This window comes from Streptomyces katrae (assembly GCF_002028425.1).
Taxonomy (GTDB): Bacteria; Actinomycetota; Actinomycetes; order Streptomycetales; family Streptomycetaceae; genus Streptomyces; species Streptomyces katrae_A.
Map to the genome: position 1 here is coordinate 2,063,066 of NZ_CP020042.1, position 17,321 is coordinate 2,080,386.

Consider the following 17,321-nt stretch of genomic DNA (forward strand, 5'->3'; position numbering starts at 1 on the left):
CCGGACGGCTCCGGCCGCATCCCTGCGCCCCCCACTGCCGTCCGTTACGCGTCGCCCTCGCGCTCCGCGAGGAACCGCTCGAACTCGCGGCCGAGCTCGTCCGCCGTCGGGATCTCGGCCGGCTCGGCGATCATGTTGCCCCGGGTCTCGGCCCCGGCGGCGGCGTCGTACTGGTGCTCCAGACCCTGGACGAGGCTGACGAGCTCCTCGTCGCCCTCGCGGATCTGCCGGTCGATCTCCGTCTGCGTGCGGTGCGCCTCGGTGCGCAGGGCGTGGGCGACGGCCGGCAGGACCAGTCCGGTCGCGGCGGTGATCGCCTCGAGCGCGGTGAGCGCGGCGTCCGGGTACGGGGAGCGGGCGACGTAGTGCGGGACGTGCGCCGCGACGCCGAGCACGTCGTGCCCGGCCTGGGCGAGGCGGAACTCGATCAGCGACTCGGCGCTGCCGGGGACCTGGGCCTCGTCGAAGGGGCTGCGGTGGCCGGGCATCAGGTCGGTGCGGTTGCCGTGCGGGGTGATGCCGACGGGCCGGGTGTGCGGGACGCCCATGGGGATGCCGTGGAAGTTGACCGAGAGCCGGACGCCGAGCCGCTCCACGATCTGGCGGACGGCGACGGCGAAGCGCTCCCACTCCACGTCCGGCTCGGGGCCGGAGAGCAGCAGGAAGGGCGCGCCGGTGGCGTCCTGGACGAGGCGGACCTCCAGGCGGGGTTCCTCGAACTCCGTCCAGTGGTCGCGCTGGAAGGTCAGCAGCGGGCGGCGGGCCCTGTAGTCCACCAGCCGGTCCGCGTCGAAGCGGGCCACCACCTGGTGGGGCAGGGTGTCGAGGAGCCGCTCGACGATCTGCTCGCCGGTCTCTCCGGCGTCGATGTAGCCCTCGAAGTGGTAGAGCATGACCAGTCCGGCCGAGTCCTGGGCCAGCGCCATGTCGGCCACCGCCAGACCCTTGGCGTCCCATTCGTACAGACCCTGTGGATCACGCACCGTCACCACTCCTCCCTCGCACCGTGTTCTCTGCAGGCAACGTCCAAGGACGCCCGGCCATTCCCCAGTTGGCCGCATTCACCGGAACGCAACACAACGGAGGGAAACGCGACGAGGCCCGCCCCCCGAAGGGGACGGGCCTCGCCGTTCAGCTCACCTCACGCCGGAGCGTGGAGCACTCGCTGCGCTGCGATCAGCTCTGGCCGCCGGCCAGCTTCTCGCGGAGCGCGGCCAGGGCCTCGTCGGACGCCAGGGCGCCGGAGGTCTCGTCCGCACCCTCGGAGGAGTAGGAGCCACCGGAGATGCCCGCACCGGCGTTGCCACCGGCGGCCGGGGCGGCCTCGCCCGCGGCGGCAGCGGCCTCGTCGGCCTCGCGGCTCTTGATGACCTGCGCCTGGTGCTGCTCGAAGCGGACCTGCGCCTCGGCGTACTGGCGCTCCCACGTCTCGCGCTGGGTCTCGTAGCCCTCGAGCCAGTCGTTGGTCTCGGGGTCGAAGCCCTCGGGGTAGATGTAGTTGCCCTGGTCGTCGTAGGACGCGGCCATGCCGTACAGGGTCGGGTCGAACTCGACCGACGCCGGGTCGGCACCGAAGGACTCGTTGGCCTGCTTGAGGGACAGCGAGATCCGGCGACGCTCGAGGTCGATGTCGATGACCTTGACGAAGATCTCGTCGTTGACCTGGACGACCTGCTCCGGGATCTCCACGTGGCGCTCGGCCAGCTCGGAGATGTGGACCAGACCCTCGATGCCCTCGTCCACGCGGACGAACGCACCGAACGGAACCAGCTTGGTGACCTTACCCGGGACGACCTGGCCGATCTGGTGGGTCCGGGCGAACTGCTGCCACGGGTCCTCCTGCGTCGCCTTCAGCGACAGGGAGACGCGCTCGCGGTCCATGTCCACGTCGAGGACCTCGACGGTGACTTCCTGACCGACCTCGACGACCTCGGACGGGTGGTCGATGTGCTTCCAGGACAGCTCGGAGACGTGCACGAGGCCGTCGACGCCACCCAGGTCCACGAACGCACCGAAGTTGACGATCGAGGAGACGACGCCGGAGCGGACCTGACCCTTCTGCAGGGTGGTGAGGAACGTCTGGCGGACCTCGGACTGGGTCTGCTCGAGCCAGGCGCGGCGGGACAGGACCACGTTGTTGCGGTTCTTGTCCAGCTCGATGATCTTCGCCTCGAGCTCCTTGCCCACGTAGGGCTGGAGGTCGCGGACGCGACGCATCTCGACCAGGGAGGCCGGGAGGAAGCCGCGGAGGCCGATGTCGAGGATGAGACCACCCTTGACGACCTCGATGACGGTACCGGTGACGATGCCGTCTTCTTCCTTGATCTTCTCGATCGTGCCCCAGGCACGCTCGTACTGAGCGCGCTTCTTGGACAGGATCAGGCGGCCTTCCTTGTCCTCCTTCTGGAGAACCAGGGCCTCGATCTCGTCACCGACCTTGACGACCTCGTTCGGGTCGACGTCGTGCTTGATCGAGAGCTCGCGGCTCGGGATCACGCCTTCCGTCTTGTAACCGATGTCGAGCAGGACCTCGTCCCGGTCGACCTTCACGATGACGCCGTCGACGATGTCGCCGTCGTTGAAGTACTTGATCGTCTCGTCGATCGCGGCCAGGAAGGCTTCCGCGTTACCGATGTCGTTGACCGCTACCTGCGGAGTGGTGGTGGCGGTGGTCTCGGTGCTGCTCGTCATGTGGGAAAGGGCTCCGGTTACGGACAGAAAGTCGTAGGTACTGCTACGCCGGGAGCCCTTATCGGCATCTGCCGATGAAGCCGGACAGCCAAGGAAGCCCATCCCCCGCAAGGGGTAGGGGCCTCGAAAACCGAGGGGACATTCAACAGATGCAAGCGCAGCCTGCTACGTCTGAGGAGCACAGGCTCGCAGCGCAACTTGTAGCATACGGGGGCAGCCGGACAGGGTCAATGCGCGAAGGCGCACACCGCGGGCGGATCGCCGCATAACCGGCACAATTCGTGGGCGGCAACGCCCTGATGAGCGATCCGCACGGATTTTCAGCCGTCCGGGTGCCATACCAGCCATCCGCAGACTACGACGACGGGCCCCATGAACCAAGAGGACCGCACCCCCGAAGACGCGTACGCGCTCCAGGACGAGGACGCGTACCCCGCGCACGGCGCGCACGAGGGCGACGAGGACGACGCCGAGGCCACCCGCCGCGAGGCCGGGGAGGCGGAGAGCAGCCGCGCCAGCCGCGGCTGGTGGGACCGCAACGCCGACGAGTACCAGAGCGAGCACGGTGCGTTCCTCGGCGACGACCGCTTCGTCTGGGGGCCGGAGGGCCTGGACGAGGAAGAGGCCGCGCTGCTCGGCCCGGCCGCCTCCCTCAAGGGCAAGGACGTCCTGGAGATCGGCGCCGGCGCGGCCCAGTGCTCGCGCTGGCTCGCCGCGCAGGGGGCCCGTCCGGTGGCCCTGGACCTCTCGCACCGCCAGCTCCAGCACGCCCTGCGCATCGGCGGCGACGTGCCCCTGGTCGAGGCCGACGCCGGGCGGCTGCCCTTCCGCGACGCCTCCTTCGACCTGGCCTGCTCCGCTTACGGGGCGGTGCCCTTCGTCGCCGACCCGGTGGGCGTCATGCGCGAGGTCCACCGCGTGCTGCGCCCCGGCGGCCGCTGGGTGTTCTCCGTCACGCACCCCATCCGCTGGGCCTTCCCGGACGAGCCCGGCCCCGAGGGGCTGTCGGTGTCCGCCTCCTACTTCGACCGGACCCCGTACGTGGAGCAGGACGAGCAGGGCCGCGCCGTCTACGTGGAACACCACCGCACCATCGGCGACCGGGTCCGCGACGTGGTCGCGGGCGGCTTCCGGCTGCTGGACCTGGTGGAGCCGGAGTGGCCGGAGTGGAACGGCCAGGAGTGGGGCGGCTGGTCCCCGCTGCGCGGCAGCCTGATCCCGGGCACGGCGGTCTTCGTGTGCGAGAGGGACTGACCCCTTGACCCCCACGCTCCGCCGGTCGGCACTCGACGCCCTCCCCGTGCGGGAGGCCGTTCCCGCGCTCGTGCGCGCCCTGGACGGCCACGGCACGGCCGTGCTGTGCGCCCCGCCCGGCACCGGCAAGACCACGCTGGTCCCGCTGGTGCTGGCCGGGCTGGCCGGCGGAGGGCCGCGGCGCCGGGTGGTCGTCGCCGAGCCCCGGCGGATCGCCGCCCGGGCGGCGGCCCGGCGGATGGCCTGGCTGCTGGGCGAGGCCGTCGGGGAGTCGGTGGGCTTCACCGTGCGCGGGGAGCGGATCGCCGGCCCCTCCACGGTGGTGGAGGTGGTGACCACCGGGGTGCTGCTGCAGCGGCTGCAACGTGACCAGGAGCTGTCCGGGGTGGACGTGGTGGTCCTGGACGAATGCCACGAGCGGCACCTGGACGCCGACACCGTCGCCGCCTTCCTGCTGGACGTGCGCGAGACCCTGCGGCCGGAGCTGCGCCTGGTCGCGGCCTCGGCGACGACGGACGCGGCCGGCTGGGCGCGGCTGCTGGGGGACGCGCCGGTGGTCGAGGCCTCGGGGGTCTCCCACCCGGTGGAGACGGTGTGGGCGCCGCCGGCCCGGCCGGTGCGGCCGCCGCACGGGATGCAGGTGGATCCGGCGCAGCTGGCGCACGTGGCCTCGGTGGTGCGCAGGGCGCTGGCGGAACGTTCCGGCGACGTGCTGTGCTTCCTGCCCGGCGTGGGCGAGATCGCCCGGGTGGCCGGGCAGCTGGGCGGCGTGGACGCGCAGGTGCTCCAGGTCCACGGGCGGGCCCCGGCGGCCGTGCAGGACGCGGCGCTGACCGCGTCGGCGCACCGGCGGGTGATCCTCGCGACGGCGGTCGCGGAGTCGAGCCTGACGGTGCCGGGGGTCCGGGTGGTCGTGGACTCGGGGCTGGCGCGCGAGCCGCGGGTGGACCATGCGCGGGGGCTGGGCGCGCTGGCGACCGTACGGGCCTCCCGTGCGGCGGGCCGCCAGCGGGCGGGACGGGCCGGGCGCGAGGCGCCGGGCGTGGTGTACCGGTGCTGGGCGGAGGCGGAGGACGGACGGCTGCCGGCCTTCCCCTCCCCCGAGATCCGGATCGCGGACCTGGCGCAGTTCGCGCTCCAGGCCGCCTGCTGGGGCGACCCGGACGCGTCGGGGCTCGCGCTGCTGGACGCCCCGCCGGCCGGGGCGATGGCCGCGGCGCGGGAGGTGCTGTCGGCGGTCGGCGCGGTGGACGCGGCCGGGCGGCCGACCGCCCGGGGGCTGCGGATGGCCCGGCTGGGCCTGCACCCCCGGCTGGCCCGGGCGCTGCTGGACGGCGCGGAGGTGCTGGGCGCGGGGCGGGCGGCGGAGGTGGTGGCGCTGCTGAGCGAGGAGGCGCCGCGGGAGTACGGGGACGACCTGGCCGCCGCCTGGCGGCGGGCGCGGCGGGGCGGTGACGCGTACGCCTCCCGCTGGCGGGCGGAGGCCGGCCGCCTGCGGCGGGCGCTGGGCGCCGCCGGGCCTGCGGATGCCGGTGCGCGGGGTGCGGCCGACGAGGTCCCCGGTGCCGAGGCCGCCGCTGCACGGGGCTCTTCCCCCACCCCGCCCCTTCCCGAAACCGGGGGCTCCGCCCCCGGACCCCGGTCCCGGGGCTCCGCCCCGGACCCCGTTCCGGGCGCTGCGCGCCCGGTGCGCTCAAACGCCGCGCGGGCTGAAATCTCCGACGACCACGCCGCCGGGCTGGTCGCGGCCCTGGCGTTCCCGGAGCGGGTGGCCCGGGCCAAGGGCCGGGGGAGCTATCTCATGGCTTCCGGCACGGGGGCCGAGCTGGGGGAGGGCTCCGCCCTGCGCAACGCGCCCTGGCTGGCCGTCGCCGTCGCCGACCGGGCGCCGCACTCCGCGTCCGCCCGCGTCCGGGTGGCCGCCGTCCTCGACGAGGAGACCGCCCGGGCCGCCGCCGCGCACCTGCTCGCCTCCGGCGAGGAGGTGCGCTGGGAGGACGGGGACGTGGTGGCCCGGGCCGTCGAGCGGCTCGGGGCGGTCGAGCTGGTGGCGCGGCCGCTACGGGACCCCGACCCGGCGCTCGTACGGGCCGCGCTGCTGGAGGGGCTGCGCACCGAGGGCCTCGGCCTGCTGCGCTGGACCCCGGACGCGCTCTCGCTCCGCGCCCGGCTCGGTTTCCTGCACCGTACGCTCGGCGGCGCCTGGCCGGACGTGGCGGACGACGCGGCGCTGGTGGCGCGGGCCGACGACTGGCTGGAGCCCGAGCTGTCGCGGGCCCGCCGCCGGGCCGACCTGGGCCGGATCGACGCCGGTCAGGCCCTGGAGCGGCTGCTGCCCTGGGCCACCGGCGAGGCGGTCCGGCTGGACGAGCTGGCCCCGGAGCGGATCGAGGTGCCCAGCGGTTCGCGGATCCGCGTGGACTACTCCGCCGGGCAGCCGGTGCTCGCGGTGAAGCTCCAGGAGCTGTTCGGGCTGGCGCGGACCCCGACGGTGGCGGGGGTTCCCGTACTGGTGCACCTGCTGTCGCCGGCCGGGCGGCCCGCCGCCGTGACCGCCGATCTCGCCTCCTTCTGGCAGGGCGGCTACCGCGCCGTCCGCGCCGAGCTGCGCGGGCGCTACCCGAAGCACCCGTGGCCGGAGGACCCGGCGACGGCCGAGCCCACCCGCCACACCAACGCCCGGCTCAGGCGTCCGTGACCGGGGCGCCCGGGGCCCGGCGGCCCCGGGCCTCCAGCCAGAGGGCGGCCGCGAGGAGCACGAGGGCGCCGAGGGCGAGGCCGGCCGGGGCGTAGGTGTGCAGCGCGAGGACCTTCGTACGGTTGGCGGCGACGAGGTCGCGGGTGTACTTCGCGTAGTCCTCGCGCATCGTCACGTGCCCGGCGAAGGCGGTGAGCCGGCCGTCGGGGGCGCTCGCCGCGATGCCGCCGCGCATCTCCTGCTGGATGTCCTGTTCGGCGTTGACGGGCGCGCCGGTGACCGGGTCGACCCAGAAGCGGGCCTTGACCGTGTACCAGAGGGTGGTGCCGGTGGTCTGCTCGATGGTCGCCGGGTCGATGCCCTCGATCGGCATCTTCTTCGGCATGGGGACCTTGGTCCAGGGGACGGTCTGCTCGAAGTAGTAGACGTCCATGCCCCGGTAGGTGCGCGGGCCGGCGTAGTGGATCGGGGAGGCGGTGCGGGTCTGGGCGTCGAAGTAGAGGTAGTCGCGCGGCTCGGTGAAGAACGGCCACTTGAACTCGATGCCCTCGCGCTTGACGGGGTCGCCGTCGACCATCTCGCCGGTGGCGTGCACCGGGTCCTGGGTGTGCGCGTCGAAGACGTAGCGCTCGGGGATCCGGGAGACCATCTTGCCGTCCGGGCCCATGATGTAGGTGAGGGTGTCCCAGACGACCACGTCCTTGCCCGCGTCGGCCTCGATCTCCCTGGAGGCCTCGACGTTGCCCTTGAGGGTCTGGACGATGGTGACCTTGTCGACCTTCTTGGGCTGCATCCCGCCCGTGTAGTCGAGGAGGGTGGCGTCCTTGGCCTCCAGCACCATCGCCTGGTACTGGTTCGCCGGGATCTTGGCCAGGCGGGGGTACGCGTACCAGCGCAGCAGTGGTGCGAGCGCTGCGCAGAACACGGCGAAGGCCAGCAGGACCAGGCTCGCTCTGCGTCGCACGGCGGGGCCTCCTTACTCCTGTCCGGGCGCGGGGGGCGCGGTGGTGAGCAGGGGCTCGGGCGAGGTCCTGCCTTCGGGCACCCCGAACGCCGTGACGACGAGGACGAGGGCCAGCGCGGCGGCCAGCCCGATGGCGGCGGCGACGAGTACGCGCACGGCGGGACCTCCCCGGATCTGATGGGTCGTCAGGGAGGCGTACCGTAGCAACGCGGGGGTCAGATGAGAACCGTTTCGCGGGGCCGCCGAATCCCTCTACCGGGCGAACGCCGAGTACGGCCGCGGACAACCCTGAGCCGTGCGCCCGAGTGCGCTTGCGGAGTTGCTCGCGTAGTAGTGGTGACGTGGCCTCCGCTCTGCCGTCGGCCTGGATCCGGGCGGGCGGGAGAAGCGCGAGGACGAGGAGAGAGCCGTGCCCAACGTGATCAGGGGGGGCCGGGGCGCCTTGGTGCTCGCGGCCGCCGCGCTGTTGACCGGCTGCGTGGTGCACGGCTCCTCGAACCCTTCGGCTGCCGTCCGGGCCGATGAAGCGCGCGCCTCGCGGCCCGAAGGGGGCCCGTCGCACCGGCAGACGGTCTGCAGACGCACTCTCGCAGGCGTGGCGCACCCCGACGACGACCTCTTCTTCATCAACCCGGACATCATGGAAACCATCCGGGCCGGGTGCTTCGTCACCACGGTGTATCTCACCGCCGGGGACGCCGGCGAAGAGGTACCGCAAGAATTGAAAAACTATGTGACGAACAGGGAGAACGGGGTTCGCAAGGCGTATGCGGAAATGGCGGGCGCCGAGAACAAATGGACGCTGGACGAGGTACGTGTAGACGGCCGCAGCATCCGGTCGTTCCGGCTCGCAGGCCGGGGGAACGGTGCCGATGTGCGGCTCACTTTCATGGGACTGCACGACGGCCGTCCTCACGGTCGGGCGCCGGAGAGTCTTCTCCGCCTGTTCAGCGGAGAAAAGAAGGAGATCACTCCGGATCTGGGCGGCCAGAGTTACAGTGAGGAGCAACTGCTGTCAGCGCTTTCCTCACTGGTCCGGCTGGGCGGGGCGGAAAGAATCCTCACCATGGACCCCGACAACGCGTCGTTCGGGTTGGGAATGGATGGCCGGGCGGACCACGGCGACCACGGCATCACCGCACGCTACTTCAGACAGGTCGCATACCGTACCGGGCTCCCGCTGACCCCCTACCTGGGTTACATCATGGCGCCCTTGAAGAGGAATCTGGCGCCCGCACAGGAGGCCAGGAAGGAAAACATCATCCGGTGGTACATCGCACAGGCCCGATGCCCGCGTGAAAGCGTGTGCGCCTCCAGGGGACTCCACAAAGGGATCCTGTCGGTCGATTACCGGCGGTGGACGCAAAGGCAGTACACGCGCAGGCACAGAGCCCCGCAGCAGGGCGAGATCATGGGCGATATCGGCCGGACGACGATGTTCGGCAGCAGGCTGCCGGAACAGTGTCTCGATGTGAAAGACGGTTCATGGTCAGCCGGTCTGGTGCAGATCGCCGGCTGTAATGGTTCGGACGCCCAGAAATGGGATGCGGAAAACGACGGGACCATCAGGACCCGCCTGAACAAGAACTACTGCCTCACCGCAGCGGGTCGTGACGTCAAGGTCGAGGCGTGCAAGGGTTCGCGTGCGGAACAGAAATGGCAGCGCGTCCCGTGGAAGAGCACGACGTGGAAGCGGGCCGCCTGGAAGATCGCCGGGGACGGGAACAGATGCCTGTATCAGAACGACCGGTTGTTGCCCCGGTGGAACACCGATGAACGCAAGAGCCCGCGGCTGGCTCTGGCGAGCTGCGGCGGCCCGGTTCAGCCTGAGTTGTACTGGCAGTGGGGCGGCCGCTGAGGGCGCCGACGCAGGGAGCCGATGGCCGCCACCCCCAGGAGGACGGCGAGTGCGCAGGCGCTGAGCACGACTCCTGCGTGCAGACCGGGCGTGCGGTACGAACAGGCGACACGGGTATGACCCGTCATCCGTACGGCGATCAGCCCTCCGAGGGTGCTCGGTGGCTGCGGATCCCCGCCGTCGACGGAGCACTGCCACCCCTCCACCGCTGGGGCGGACACGACCGCGGCCCCCGTGCGGGGTCCGTCGAAGACGGCCGTGATCGCGTGTCCCCCGGCGTTCACGCGGGCGGGAGCGTTCGCGCTCATGTCGTTCACCGCCCGCTCCAGCCGCGTGGTGTCCAGACAGCCGAGGGGAGAGCGGGGAACGGGCTGGGCCGCCTCGGGGGTGAGTACCAGCGGAAAGTCGCGCCCGCTCGTGACGTGTCCGAGCGGGACGAGCCCGGCACGGGTCATCGGGGCCCGGGCCCGCACCGTCGTGGTGGTGCCGAGCGCGGTGACGGTGCCGGAGTACCAGGGGGCGTGGAAGTAGGCGACGGTGTCCGCGGGGCACCGGACCATGAGGGTGGTGGGCTCGCCCGCCGGCAGCCGCAGCACTGGGGCGCCTCGGGCCGGCCGCGGCTCGGGGACGGTGTAGACGGGCGCCGAGAGGACCCGGTTTCGCAGGTGGAAGACGGAAGCGTCCCCGCCGCTCTCGGCGTCCAGCCGAGTGCCACGGGCCCGCAGGGTCACCACCGGTGGTGCGGGCCCCGTGCGCTGCGTGAATTCCCGCCGTGTGCCGGAAGCCGGGTCGAGGCGGGCGCCGACCCCCATGAGGGCCTGCCCCACGGGGTCGTCGAAGGAGAGCAGGTGGCGCCCTGCGATGTGCCAGCCGGCGCCGAGGCCGGACAGCGTCTCGGCCGTCCTCGCCGGGACGTAGCTGCTGTAGTAGGAGCCGCCTTCGCCACCGAGGAGCAGCGGGTCGTTGTCGGCGAACTCGTGAGGCCCGGGGTCGCTGCGCGTGGCCGGCCAGGCGTCCTGGGCGCGGACCGCCTCGTACGCGGCCAGCGACTGGGCGTCGAGGGTGCGCTTGGGCTGCCACCAGTCGATGGTGTCGCGGATCACCGTGACGCTCCAGGTGGACCCCGCCGCCCCCAGGAAGACCGTGGCGGTCAGAGCCGCCGCCACTGTCCGGCCGCGTACCCCGGTAGCCCGCGGCAGGAGCCACAGCAGGGCGAGAGTGACCGCTCCCCCCGTCACTGTCATCGCCCACGTGCGGCGCGAGACGTACGGGTCGCCGCCGGCCAGAGCCGGCAGCAGGGCCAGCACCGCCGCTCCCGCCAGGAGCTCGCGGGGGCGCGGCTGGTAGGTCAGGGCGAGCCACGCGATCGCCACCAGGATCGCGGTCAGAGCGATGGACGCCCGGTACGGGCCGCCGTTGGGCATCGCGCCGCCGTGCCACACCAGCATCGTGGGCTTCCACACCAAGGAGAGCGCTACGGCCGCGGCGAGAACGCACCAAACGGCCCGCTCCCGGCGCGGAGCCCGGCCCACGAAGGGGAAGACAAGCACGAGCAACAGGGCCAGACTGCCGACCGCCACTTGGGGGGCACCCGCGTGGTACCCGCCGGGCAGCAGGTGTGCCAGGTACGCGCGGACCGAGGGCGCACCCGCGTAGGGAACGGCCGGTACGGGCTGGGCGGCACGGCTGGCAGCCAGCGACACCGTGAGCACCGGGGCCGCGATCAGTACGCCGACCGTGGCCATCGAAAGGGCGCGCAGCGCCGAGCGGCCACGCTCACGCGTCGGGCGCGGATCGAGGGCCAGCCGCACGGCGAAGACGAGACCCATACCGAGGGTTGCCATCGCCGCCGTATAGAAATTGGCCGTCCAGCAGAGGGCGACCACGAGCACCCCGGCCACCCAGCGCCGCCGCTTCAGGCACCAGTCCCCGGCGATTCCCATCAGAGGGAACGACACCAGACCCCACATCCACATGGGGTCCGCCCAGCCGGATCCGGTGGTCCACGAGCTGACGCCGTACCCCACCGCCAGGAGGGCGGCCGGCCACGCGGGACCGGGCCGCAGCCGTACCAGGAAGACCGCCATCAGGGAGGTTCCCAGGCCAATGCTGAGCAGGGTCACCAAAAAGACCGGGAGCTCGACCATGGCGCGCGGAAAGATCCACACCAGCCATGAGAAGGGGTTCATCAGGTAGGCGAAGAGGTCCGCGAGGAAGGGGACACCGTAGCCGCTGTTCCAGTTGAAGACGAGGTCGCCGCTCGTGTTGCCGTGCAGGAGGTCCCACAGGTGCGCGTGGAAGGGCACGAACTGGTTTCCGAGGTCGTTGACGGCACGGGACCGCGAGCCGAAGGGGTACGTCCCGTGCACAGCCATGGCCAGGCAGTACGCGCTCATCGCGACGCCCGCGCCCAGGGCGGCGGCGCGGGGCACGGATCCGGGAAGGGCGGGCTCCAGCGTCGTCACCGGGTCGTCGGGCGACTTCACGATCACGCTCATGCTCACGGAATCCATGACAGGAACAGCGCACCGAGGGGGCCTTCCGGAAACCGGACAGGTCCCCTTGCCGCTGGTGTCACTTGACCGTCACGGTGACGGTCGGGGAGACGGTCTTGGAGATGGTGAGGAGGCCGGCGGACAGGAGACCGCCGGCGAGCGTCCGGGTGAAGCGGCTGCGCAGTGTGGAACGCGTGGAATGCATGCAATGCACGGCGGGCTCCTGTCTCAGCTGGCTCCCCCTGCCCGCACCTGCCTACGACCCTGGCGGGGCGGACACGACTTCGACGTTAACCGCAGGTACGGAGGTCGGCCACCGGACGGCGCGCGTTGGCTAGGGGGCGGCCGGGGTGACCGTCGGGGAGCCGGACGGGGACGAGGGGGCGGGGGTGGCCGTCGGCTTCGGGGAGCTGGAGGGGCTCGGGGTCACGCTGGGCTTGGGAGTTGGCGTGGGGGTGGGCGACGGCTTCGACGTCGGCGTTGGGGTGGGAGTCGGGGTGGGGGTCGGCGTGGGCTTCGGAGTAGGAGTAGGAGTAGGCGTCGGCGTGGGGGTAGGAGTAGGCGTCGGCGTCGGCGTGGGGGTCGGCTTGGGGGTCGGCTTGGACGTCGGCGTCGGGGTCGCCGGGGTGCCCGGGAGCGGCAGCGGGGTGCCGCTCCCGTCGGGGATCTCGTGCGCCCCCTGGAGGTAGTACGCGTACCAGGACCGCACCGTCCGCAGGTACTCCGCCGACTGGTTGTACGAGAGCACCGCCCGGTCCAGGCCGGCGCCGGTCCTCAGGTCCCGGTTCCCCGCGCACAGGTAGCGTCCGGCCGCCAGGGCCGCGTCGTAGACGTTGTTGGGGTCGCGCCGGCCGTCGCCGTTGCCGTCCTGGCCCCAGGCCGCCCAGGTGGAGGGGATGAACTGCATCGGGCCGACGGCCCGGTCGTAGCGGGCGTCGCCGTCGTAGGCCCCGCCGTCGGTGTCGGAGATGTCCGCGAAGCCGTTGCCGTTCAGCACGGGACCCAGGATCGGCCGCAGGGTGGTCCCGTTCGCGTCGACGCGGCCGCCGCCGGCCTGCCCGGACTCGACCTTGCCGATCGCCGCGAGCAGTTGCCAGCGCAGTCCGCACCCGGGGTCGTTCTCGCCGACCCGCTGCTCGGCCCGCCGGTAGGCGGCGAGCACGCTCGCCGGTATGCCCTGCGCCCCCTCCCCCGCCGGCTGCGCCGCGGCCGGCGTGGGGTCCGGCCGGGCGGCGGGGGCCGCCGCCTCGCCGTCCGGCAGCAGCGCGGCCGGCGGTGCGGGGCTGTCCAGCGGCGGGAGTTCGGTGAAGTACGACGAGTCCCCGCCCGCGCCCGACGCGGCGGCGGGCGGCGGCGCGGCGCCCTCCCCGGCCGCCGCGATCCGCTCCGGGCCCGCGACGGCCGGGCCCTGGGAGGCCGTCATCGCGGCGGCCACCAGCGCCGATACCAGTGCCGCGGCCGCGCTCCGGCGCAGGCCGCGTCCGAATATTCGTGCCGACATGAGCAGGACCCTCCCCTGGACGTCCGAACGTCCGCGTGACCCTACGTCAACTCGCTGCACAGGGCACGCAATGGGGTCCCGATGTTCACCACATCCCCACGAGCCTGCGCAGTTCACGCATACTGTCCCGACATCGGCTACCCCAGGGAGGCTCCGTGCCGTTCACTCTCAGCCACGCGGCCGCCGTACTTCCGGCCATCCGCCGCACCGGACGGGCGCGGGGCCCGCTGCTCGCCTCGGCGCTGGTGCTGGGGTCGTTCGCGCCGGACGCCCTCTTCTTCGCGGACTCGCTCGTCGGCGGTCTCATGCGCTACGGCGAGTTCACCCACTCGCTCCTCGGCGTGGTCACCGCCGACGCCGCCCTCACCGCCCTCCTCGCCGCGTGCTGGCTGCTGCTGCGCGAACCGCTGCTCGCGCTGCTGCCGCGCTCCTGGCGGGCCCGCGTCCACGCCCTGGTCCGCGGCGAGCGCCTGCGCGGCCGCCCGCCCGCCGCGCTCGCCCTGCGCTTCTACCTGTCGGCGGTCGCCGGCTCCCTCACCCACGTGGTGTGGGACAGCTTCACCCACGGGGGCCGCTGGGGCACGGACGCCCTGCCGTGGCTCACCCGGCCCATCGCCCTCGGCCTGCCCCCGTACACCTTCCTCCAGTACGGCACCTCCGCACTCGCCGCGGGCGCCCTGCTCTGGTTCACGGCGAGCGCCCTGCGCCGGGTGCCGGTGCGGCCCGTGCCGCCGTCGGTGCCGGTCCTCGGCCGGGCGGAGCGCTGGTGGGCGCTGCTCCTGATCGCCGCCTGCACGGCGGCCGGTGCCGCCCTGCGGGTGATGCGCTTCTTCACCTTCTACGACCGGGTCCGCAGCCCCCTCGACATCATCCCGACGCTCTGCTTCGGAGCCGGCGGCGGACTCGTGGCCGGCCTCCTGCTGTACGGGGCCCTGGTGCGGCTGCGCCACCGCCGCGACCGGGACCCCCACCGCCCGGACCGGGAAACGCGCACGCCCGTCCCCGCCGCATAGGCGGGGACGGGCGCGCGGGCATGCCGTCGGGGTCTAGTGTGCGGCGGACTCCCAGTCGCCGCCCACGCCCACGGACACGTCCAGCGGGGCCCGCAGCTCGACGGCCGCGCCCATCTCGCGCCGCACCAGCTCCTCGACCCGCTCCCGCTCGCCGGGGGCGATCTCCAGCACGATTTCGTCATGGACCTGGAGCAGCAGCCGCGAGCCCAGCCCGGCCTCGGCCAGGGCCTTGTCCACCCGCAGCATCGCGACCTTGACGATATCGGCGGCGGTGCCCTGGATCGGAGCGTTCAGCGCCATCCGCTCGGCGGCCTCGCGGCGCTGGCGGTTGTCGCTGTTGAGGTCGGGCAGGTAGCGGCGGCGCCCGAACACGGTGGCCGTGTAGCCGGTGGCCCGGGCCTCGTCGACGACACGGTGCAGGTAGTCGCGTACGCCGCCGAACCGCTCGAAGTACGTCTCCATCAGGCCGCGCGCCTCGGCGGGCTCGATGTTCAGCTGCTGGGCGAGACCGAAGGCGGAGAGCCCGTACGCCAGCCCGTAGGACATGGCCTTGATCTTGCGGCGCATCTCGGCGTCGACCTGCTCGCGCCCGACGTTGAACACCTGCGAGGCGACGGTGGTGTGCAGGTCCTCACCGGAGGCGAACGCCTCGATCAGGCCCTCGTCCTCGGAGAGGTGGGCCATGACCCGCAGCTCGATCTGGCTGTAGTCGGCGGTCATCAGCGACTCGAAGCCCTCGCCGACGACGAAGCCGCGGCGGATGGCCCGGCCCTCGTCGGTGCGCACCGGCACGTTCTGCAGGTTCGGGTCGGTCGAGGACAGGCGTCCGGTCGCGGCCACGGTCTGGCTGAAGCTGGTGTGCACCCGGCCGTCGGCGGCGATGGTCTTCACCAGGCCCTCGACGGTGACGCGCAGCTTGGCCTGCTCCCGGTGCCGGAGCATGATCACCGGGAGTTCGTGGTCGGTCTGCGTGGCCAGCCAGGCCAGCGCGTCCGCGTCCGTGGTGTAGCCGGTCTTGGTCTTCTTCGTCTTCGGCAGGTCCAGCTCGCCGAAGAACACCTCCTGGAGCTGCTTGGGCGAGCCGAGGTTGAACTCGTGGCCGACCGCCGCGTGCGCCTCCTTCACCGCCTGCTGCACGGCACCGGCGAACTGCTGCTCCATGGCCTCCAGGTGGTCGCGGTCGGCGGCGATGCCGGCCCGCTCCATCCGCGCGAGCAGCTCGGAGGTCGGCAGCTCCATGCCGTGGAGCAACTCGGCGGCGCCCACCTCGGCGAGCTTGCCGGTGAACGCCTCGCCGAGGTCCAGGACCGCGCGGGCCTGCGCCATCAGCGCCTCCGCCTCGGCCGTGTCGTCGGCGCCGAACGCCAGCTGGCCGTCGGCCGCCGCGGGCGCCAGCTCCCGGTGCAGGTACTCGTTGGACAGCACGTCCAGCGCGAAGGACCGGCGGCCCGGCTTGACCAGGTACGCGGCGAGCGCCGTGTCCATGGTGACGCCCGCCAGGCTCCAGCCGTGCTCCGGGAAGACCCGCATCAGGCCCTTGGCGTTGTGCACCACCTTCGGCGCGGACGCGTCGGCCGCCCACGCGGCGAAGGCCCGCTCGTCGGCCTCGTCCAGAGCGGACGGGTCGAACCAGGCGGCCGCGCCGCCCGCCGCCGCCAGCGCCACCTCGGACACGTTGCCCTGGCCCAGCGCCCAGCTGTCCACCGTCGAGATGCCCAGGGGGCCGCCCGCGTGCGCCGCGAGCCACGGCGCGAGCTCGCCCGCGCCCAGCACGCTGGCGTCCAGCTCCACGCCGGGGGCCACAGCCGGCGCCTCCTCCTGGTCCGCGCCCGGGTCCACGGCCAGCAGCCGCTCGCGCAGCGAGGCGTTGCGGATCTCCAGCACGTCCAGCACGCCCGTCACCGCGGAACGGTCGTACGGCGCGCGCGCCAGGTCGGCCGGGGTCCGGGGCAGCTCCACGTCCCTGACCATCTCGGTCAGCACCCGGTTGAGCTTCACGGCCTCCAGGTGGTCGCGGAAGTTCTGCCCGGCCTTCCCCTTGACCTCCTCGGCCCGCTCCACCAGCTCCGCGAACGAACCGAACTGGTTGATCCACTTCGCGGCCGTCTTCTCACCGACGCCCGGGATGCCCGGCAGGTTGTCCGACGGGTCACCGCGCAGCGCCGCGAAGTCCGGGTACTGCTGCGGGGTGAGCCCGTACTTCTCCACGACCTTCTCCGGCGTGAACCGGGTCAGCTCCGAGACGCCCTTCGTCGGGTACAGCACCGTCGTGTGCTCCGAGACCAGCTGGAACGAGTCCCGGTCACCGGTGACGATCAGCACCTCGAACCCGAGGGCCTCGGCCTGCGTCGCCAGCGTCGCGATCACGTCGTCGGCCTCGAAGCCGTCCACCGCGAACCGCGGCACCTTCATCGCGTCCAGGAGCTCGCCGATCAGCTCGACCTGCCCCTTGAACTCGTCCGGGGTCTTCGAGCGGTTCGCCTTGTACTCGGGGAACTCCGTCGAACGCCAGGTCTTGCGGGACACGTCGAACGCCACCGCGAAATGCGTGGGCGCCTCGTCACGCAGGGTGTTCGCCAGCATCGACGCGAAGCCGTAGATGGCATTGGTCGGCTGGCCCGTCGCCGTCGTGAAATTCTCCGCGGGCAGCGCGAAGAACGCCCGGTACGCCAGGGAGTGCCCGTCCATGAGCATCAGGCGGGGGCGGTCCGCTGCGGTCGTCTGCTCGGTCTTCTTCGATGCTGTCTCTGCCACGCCCCCGATCCTAGGCGCCCCCACCGACAAATCCGCCGTCGGCGATGTCGGCGCAGCGTGACAGGATCGGAGTGGAAACGAAAACTGCTCGAA

At 72.6% G+C, this 17,321-nt stretch carries 12 protein-coding genes; 4 read left to right on the forward strand and 8 right to left on the reverse strand.

Features of this window, described 5'->3' with window-relative positions; all coding sequences use genetic code 11:
* Positions 1-44 precede the first annotated feature (44 nt).
* Positions 45-983, reverse strand: a complete 939-nt coding sequence (locus B4U46_RS09380) for a PAC2 family protein (protein ID WP_079431654.1) — start codon at positions 981-983, stop codon at positions 45-47.
* 193 nt (positions 984-1,176) lie between these two features.
* Positions 1,177-2,691: a 30S ribosomal protein S1 gene (rpsA, locus tag B4U46_RS09385; protein WP_079425789.1), complete on the reverse strand. Its 1,515-nt coding sequence runs from the start codon at positions 2,689-2,691 to the stop codon at positions 1,177-1,179.
* A 372-nt stretch (positions 2,692-3,063) separates the two neighbouring features.
* On the opposite strand from rpsA, the gene B4U46_RS09390 reads away from it, so the two are divergent.
* Together B4U46_RS09390 and B4U46_RS09395 are read left to right on the forward strand one after the other, a co-directional pair.
* On the forward strand, positions 3,064-3,945 hold the full coding sequence (locus B4U46_RS09390; RefSeq protein WP_237292751.1) for a class I SAM-dependent methyltransferase: 882 nt from the start codon (positions 3,064-3,066) through the stop codon (positions 3,943-3,945).
* Positions 3,946-3,949: 4 nt separating this feature from the next.
* Positions 3,950-6,643 carry an ATP-dependent RNA helicase gene (locus B4U46_RS09395; RefSeq protein WP_079425793.1) on the forward strand — a complete coding sequence of 898 codons (2,694 nt, stop codon included), beginning with the start codon at positions 3,950-3,952 and terminating at the stop codon, positions 6,641-6,643.
* On the opposite strand, the gene B4U46_RS09400 is transcribed toward B4U46_RS09395, so the two are convergent.
* The gene (locus tag B4U46_RS09400; RefSeq protein ID WP_079425795.1) at positions 6,630-7,607 is read right to left on the reverse strand and encodes a DUF3068 domain-containing protein; all 978 of its coding nucleotides are present in this window, start codon (positions 7,605-7,607) and stop codon (positions 6,630-6,632) included. The genes B4U46_RS09395 and B4U46_RS09400 overlap by 14 nt on opposite strands.
* Positions 7,608-7,619: 12 nt before the next feature.
* Positions 7,620-7,763, reverse strand: coding sequence for an SPW_0924 family protein (locus B4U46_RS36390; RefSeq protein ID WP_107438243.1), 144 nt, complete (start codon positions 7,761-7,763; stop codon positions 7,620-7,622).
* 253 nt (positions 7,764-8,016) lie between these two features.
* Here B4U46_RS36390 and B4U46_RS09405 point away from each other — a divergent pair, with 253 nt between their 5' ends.
* The gene (locus B4U46_RS09405) at positions 8,017-9,465 is read left to right on the forward strand and encodes a ricin-type beta-trefoil lectin domain protein (protein WP_079425797.1); all 1,449 of its coding nucleotides are present in this window, start codon (positions 8,017-8,019) and stop codon (positions 9,463-9,465) included.
* On the opposite strand, the gene B4U46_RS09410 is transcribed toward B4U46_RS09405, so the two are convergent.
* The 3 genes from B4U46_RS09410 to B4U46_RS09415 form a co-directional block, all read right to left on the reverse strand.
* On the reverse strand, positions 9,429-11,963 hold the full coding sequence (locus B4U46_RS09410) for a YfhO family protein (RefSeq protein WP_079425799.1): 2,535 nt from the start codon (positions 11,961-11,963) through the stop codon (positions 9,429-9,431). The genes B4U46_RS09405 and B4U46_RS09410 overlap by 37 nt on opposite strands.
* Before the next feature lie 76 nt (positions 11,964-12,039).
* Positions 12,040-12,165 (reverse strand): hypothetical protein, encoded by a 126-nt coding sequence (locus B4U46_RS39865; RefSeq protein WP_257790347.1) that lies wholly within the window; start codon positions 12,163-12,165, stop codon positions 12,040-12,042.
* A gap of 129 nt (positions 12,166-12,294) precedes the next feature.
* The gene (locus tag B4U46_RS09415) at positions 12,295-13,461 is read right to left on the reverse strand and encodes a lytic transglycosylase domain-containing protein (protein ID WP_079425802.1); all 1,167 of its coding nucleotides are present in this window, start codon (positions 13,459-13,461) and stop codon (positions 12,295-12,297) included.
* A gap of 155 nt (positions 13,462-13,616) precedes the next feature.
* Here B4U46_RS09415 and B4U46_RS09420 point away from each other — a divergent pair, with 155 nt between their 5' ends.
* Positions 13,617-14,474, forward strand: coding sequence for a DUF4184 family protein (locus B4U46_RS09420; protein ID WP_079425804.1), 858 nt, complete (start codon positions 13,617-13,619; stop codon positions 14,472-14,474).
* 33 nt (positions 14,475-14,507) lie between these two features.
* Here the strand turns inward: B4U46_RS09420 and polA are convergent, their stop codons facing one another.
* Positions 14,508-17,228, reverse strand: coding sequence for a DNA polymerase I (polA, locus tag B4U46_RS09425; protein WP_079425807.1), 2,721 nt, complete (start codon positions 17,226-17,228; stop codon positions 14,508-14,510).
* Positions 17,229-17,321: the final 93 nt, after the last annotated feature.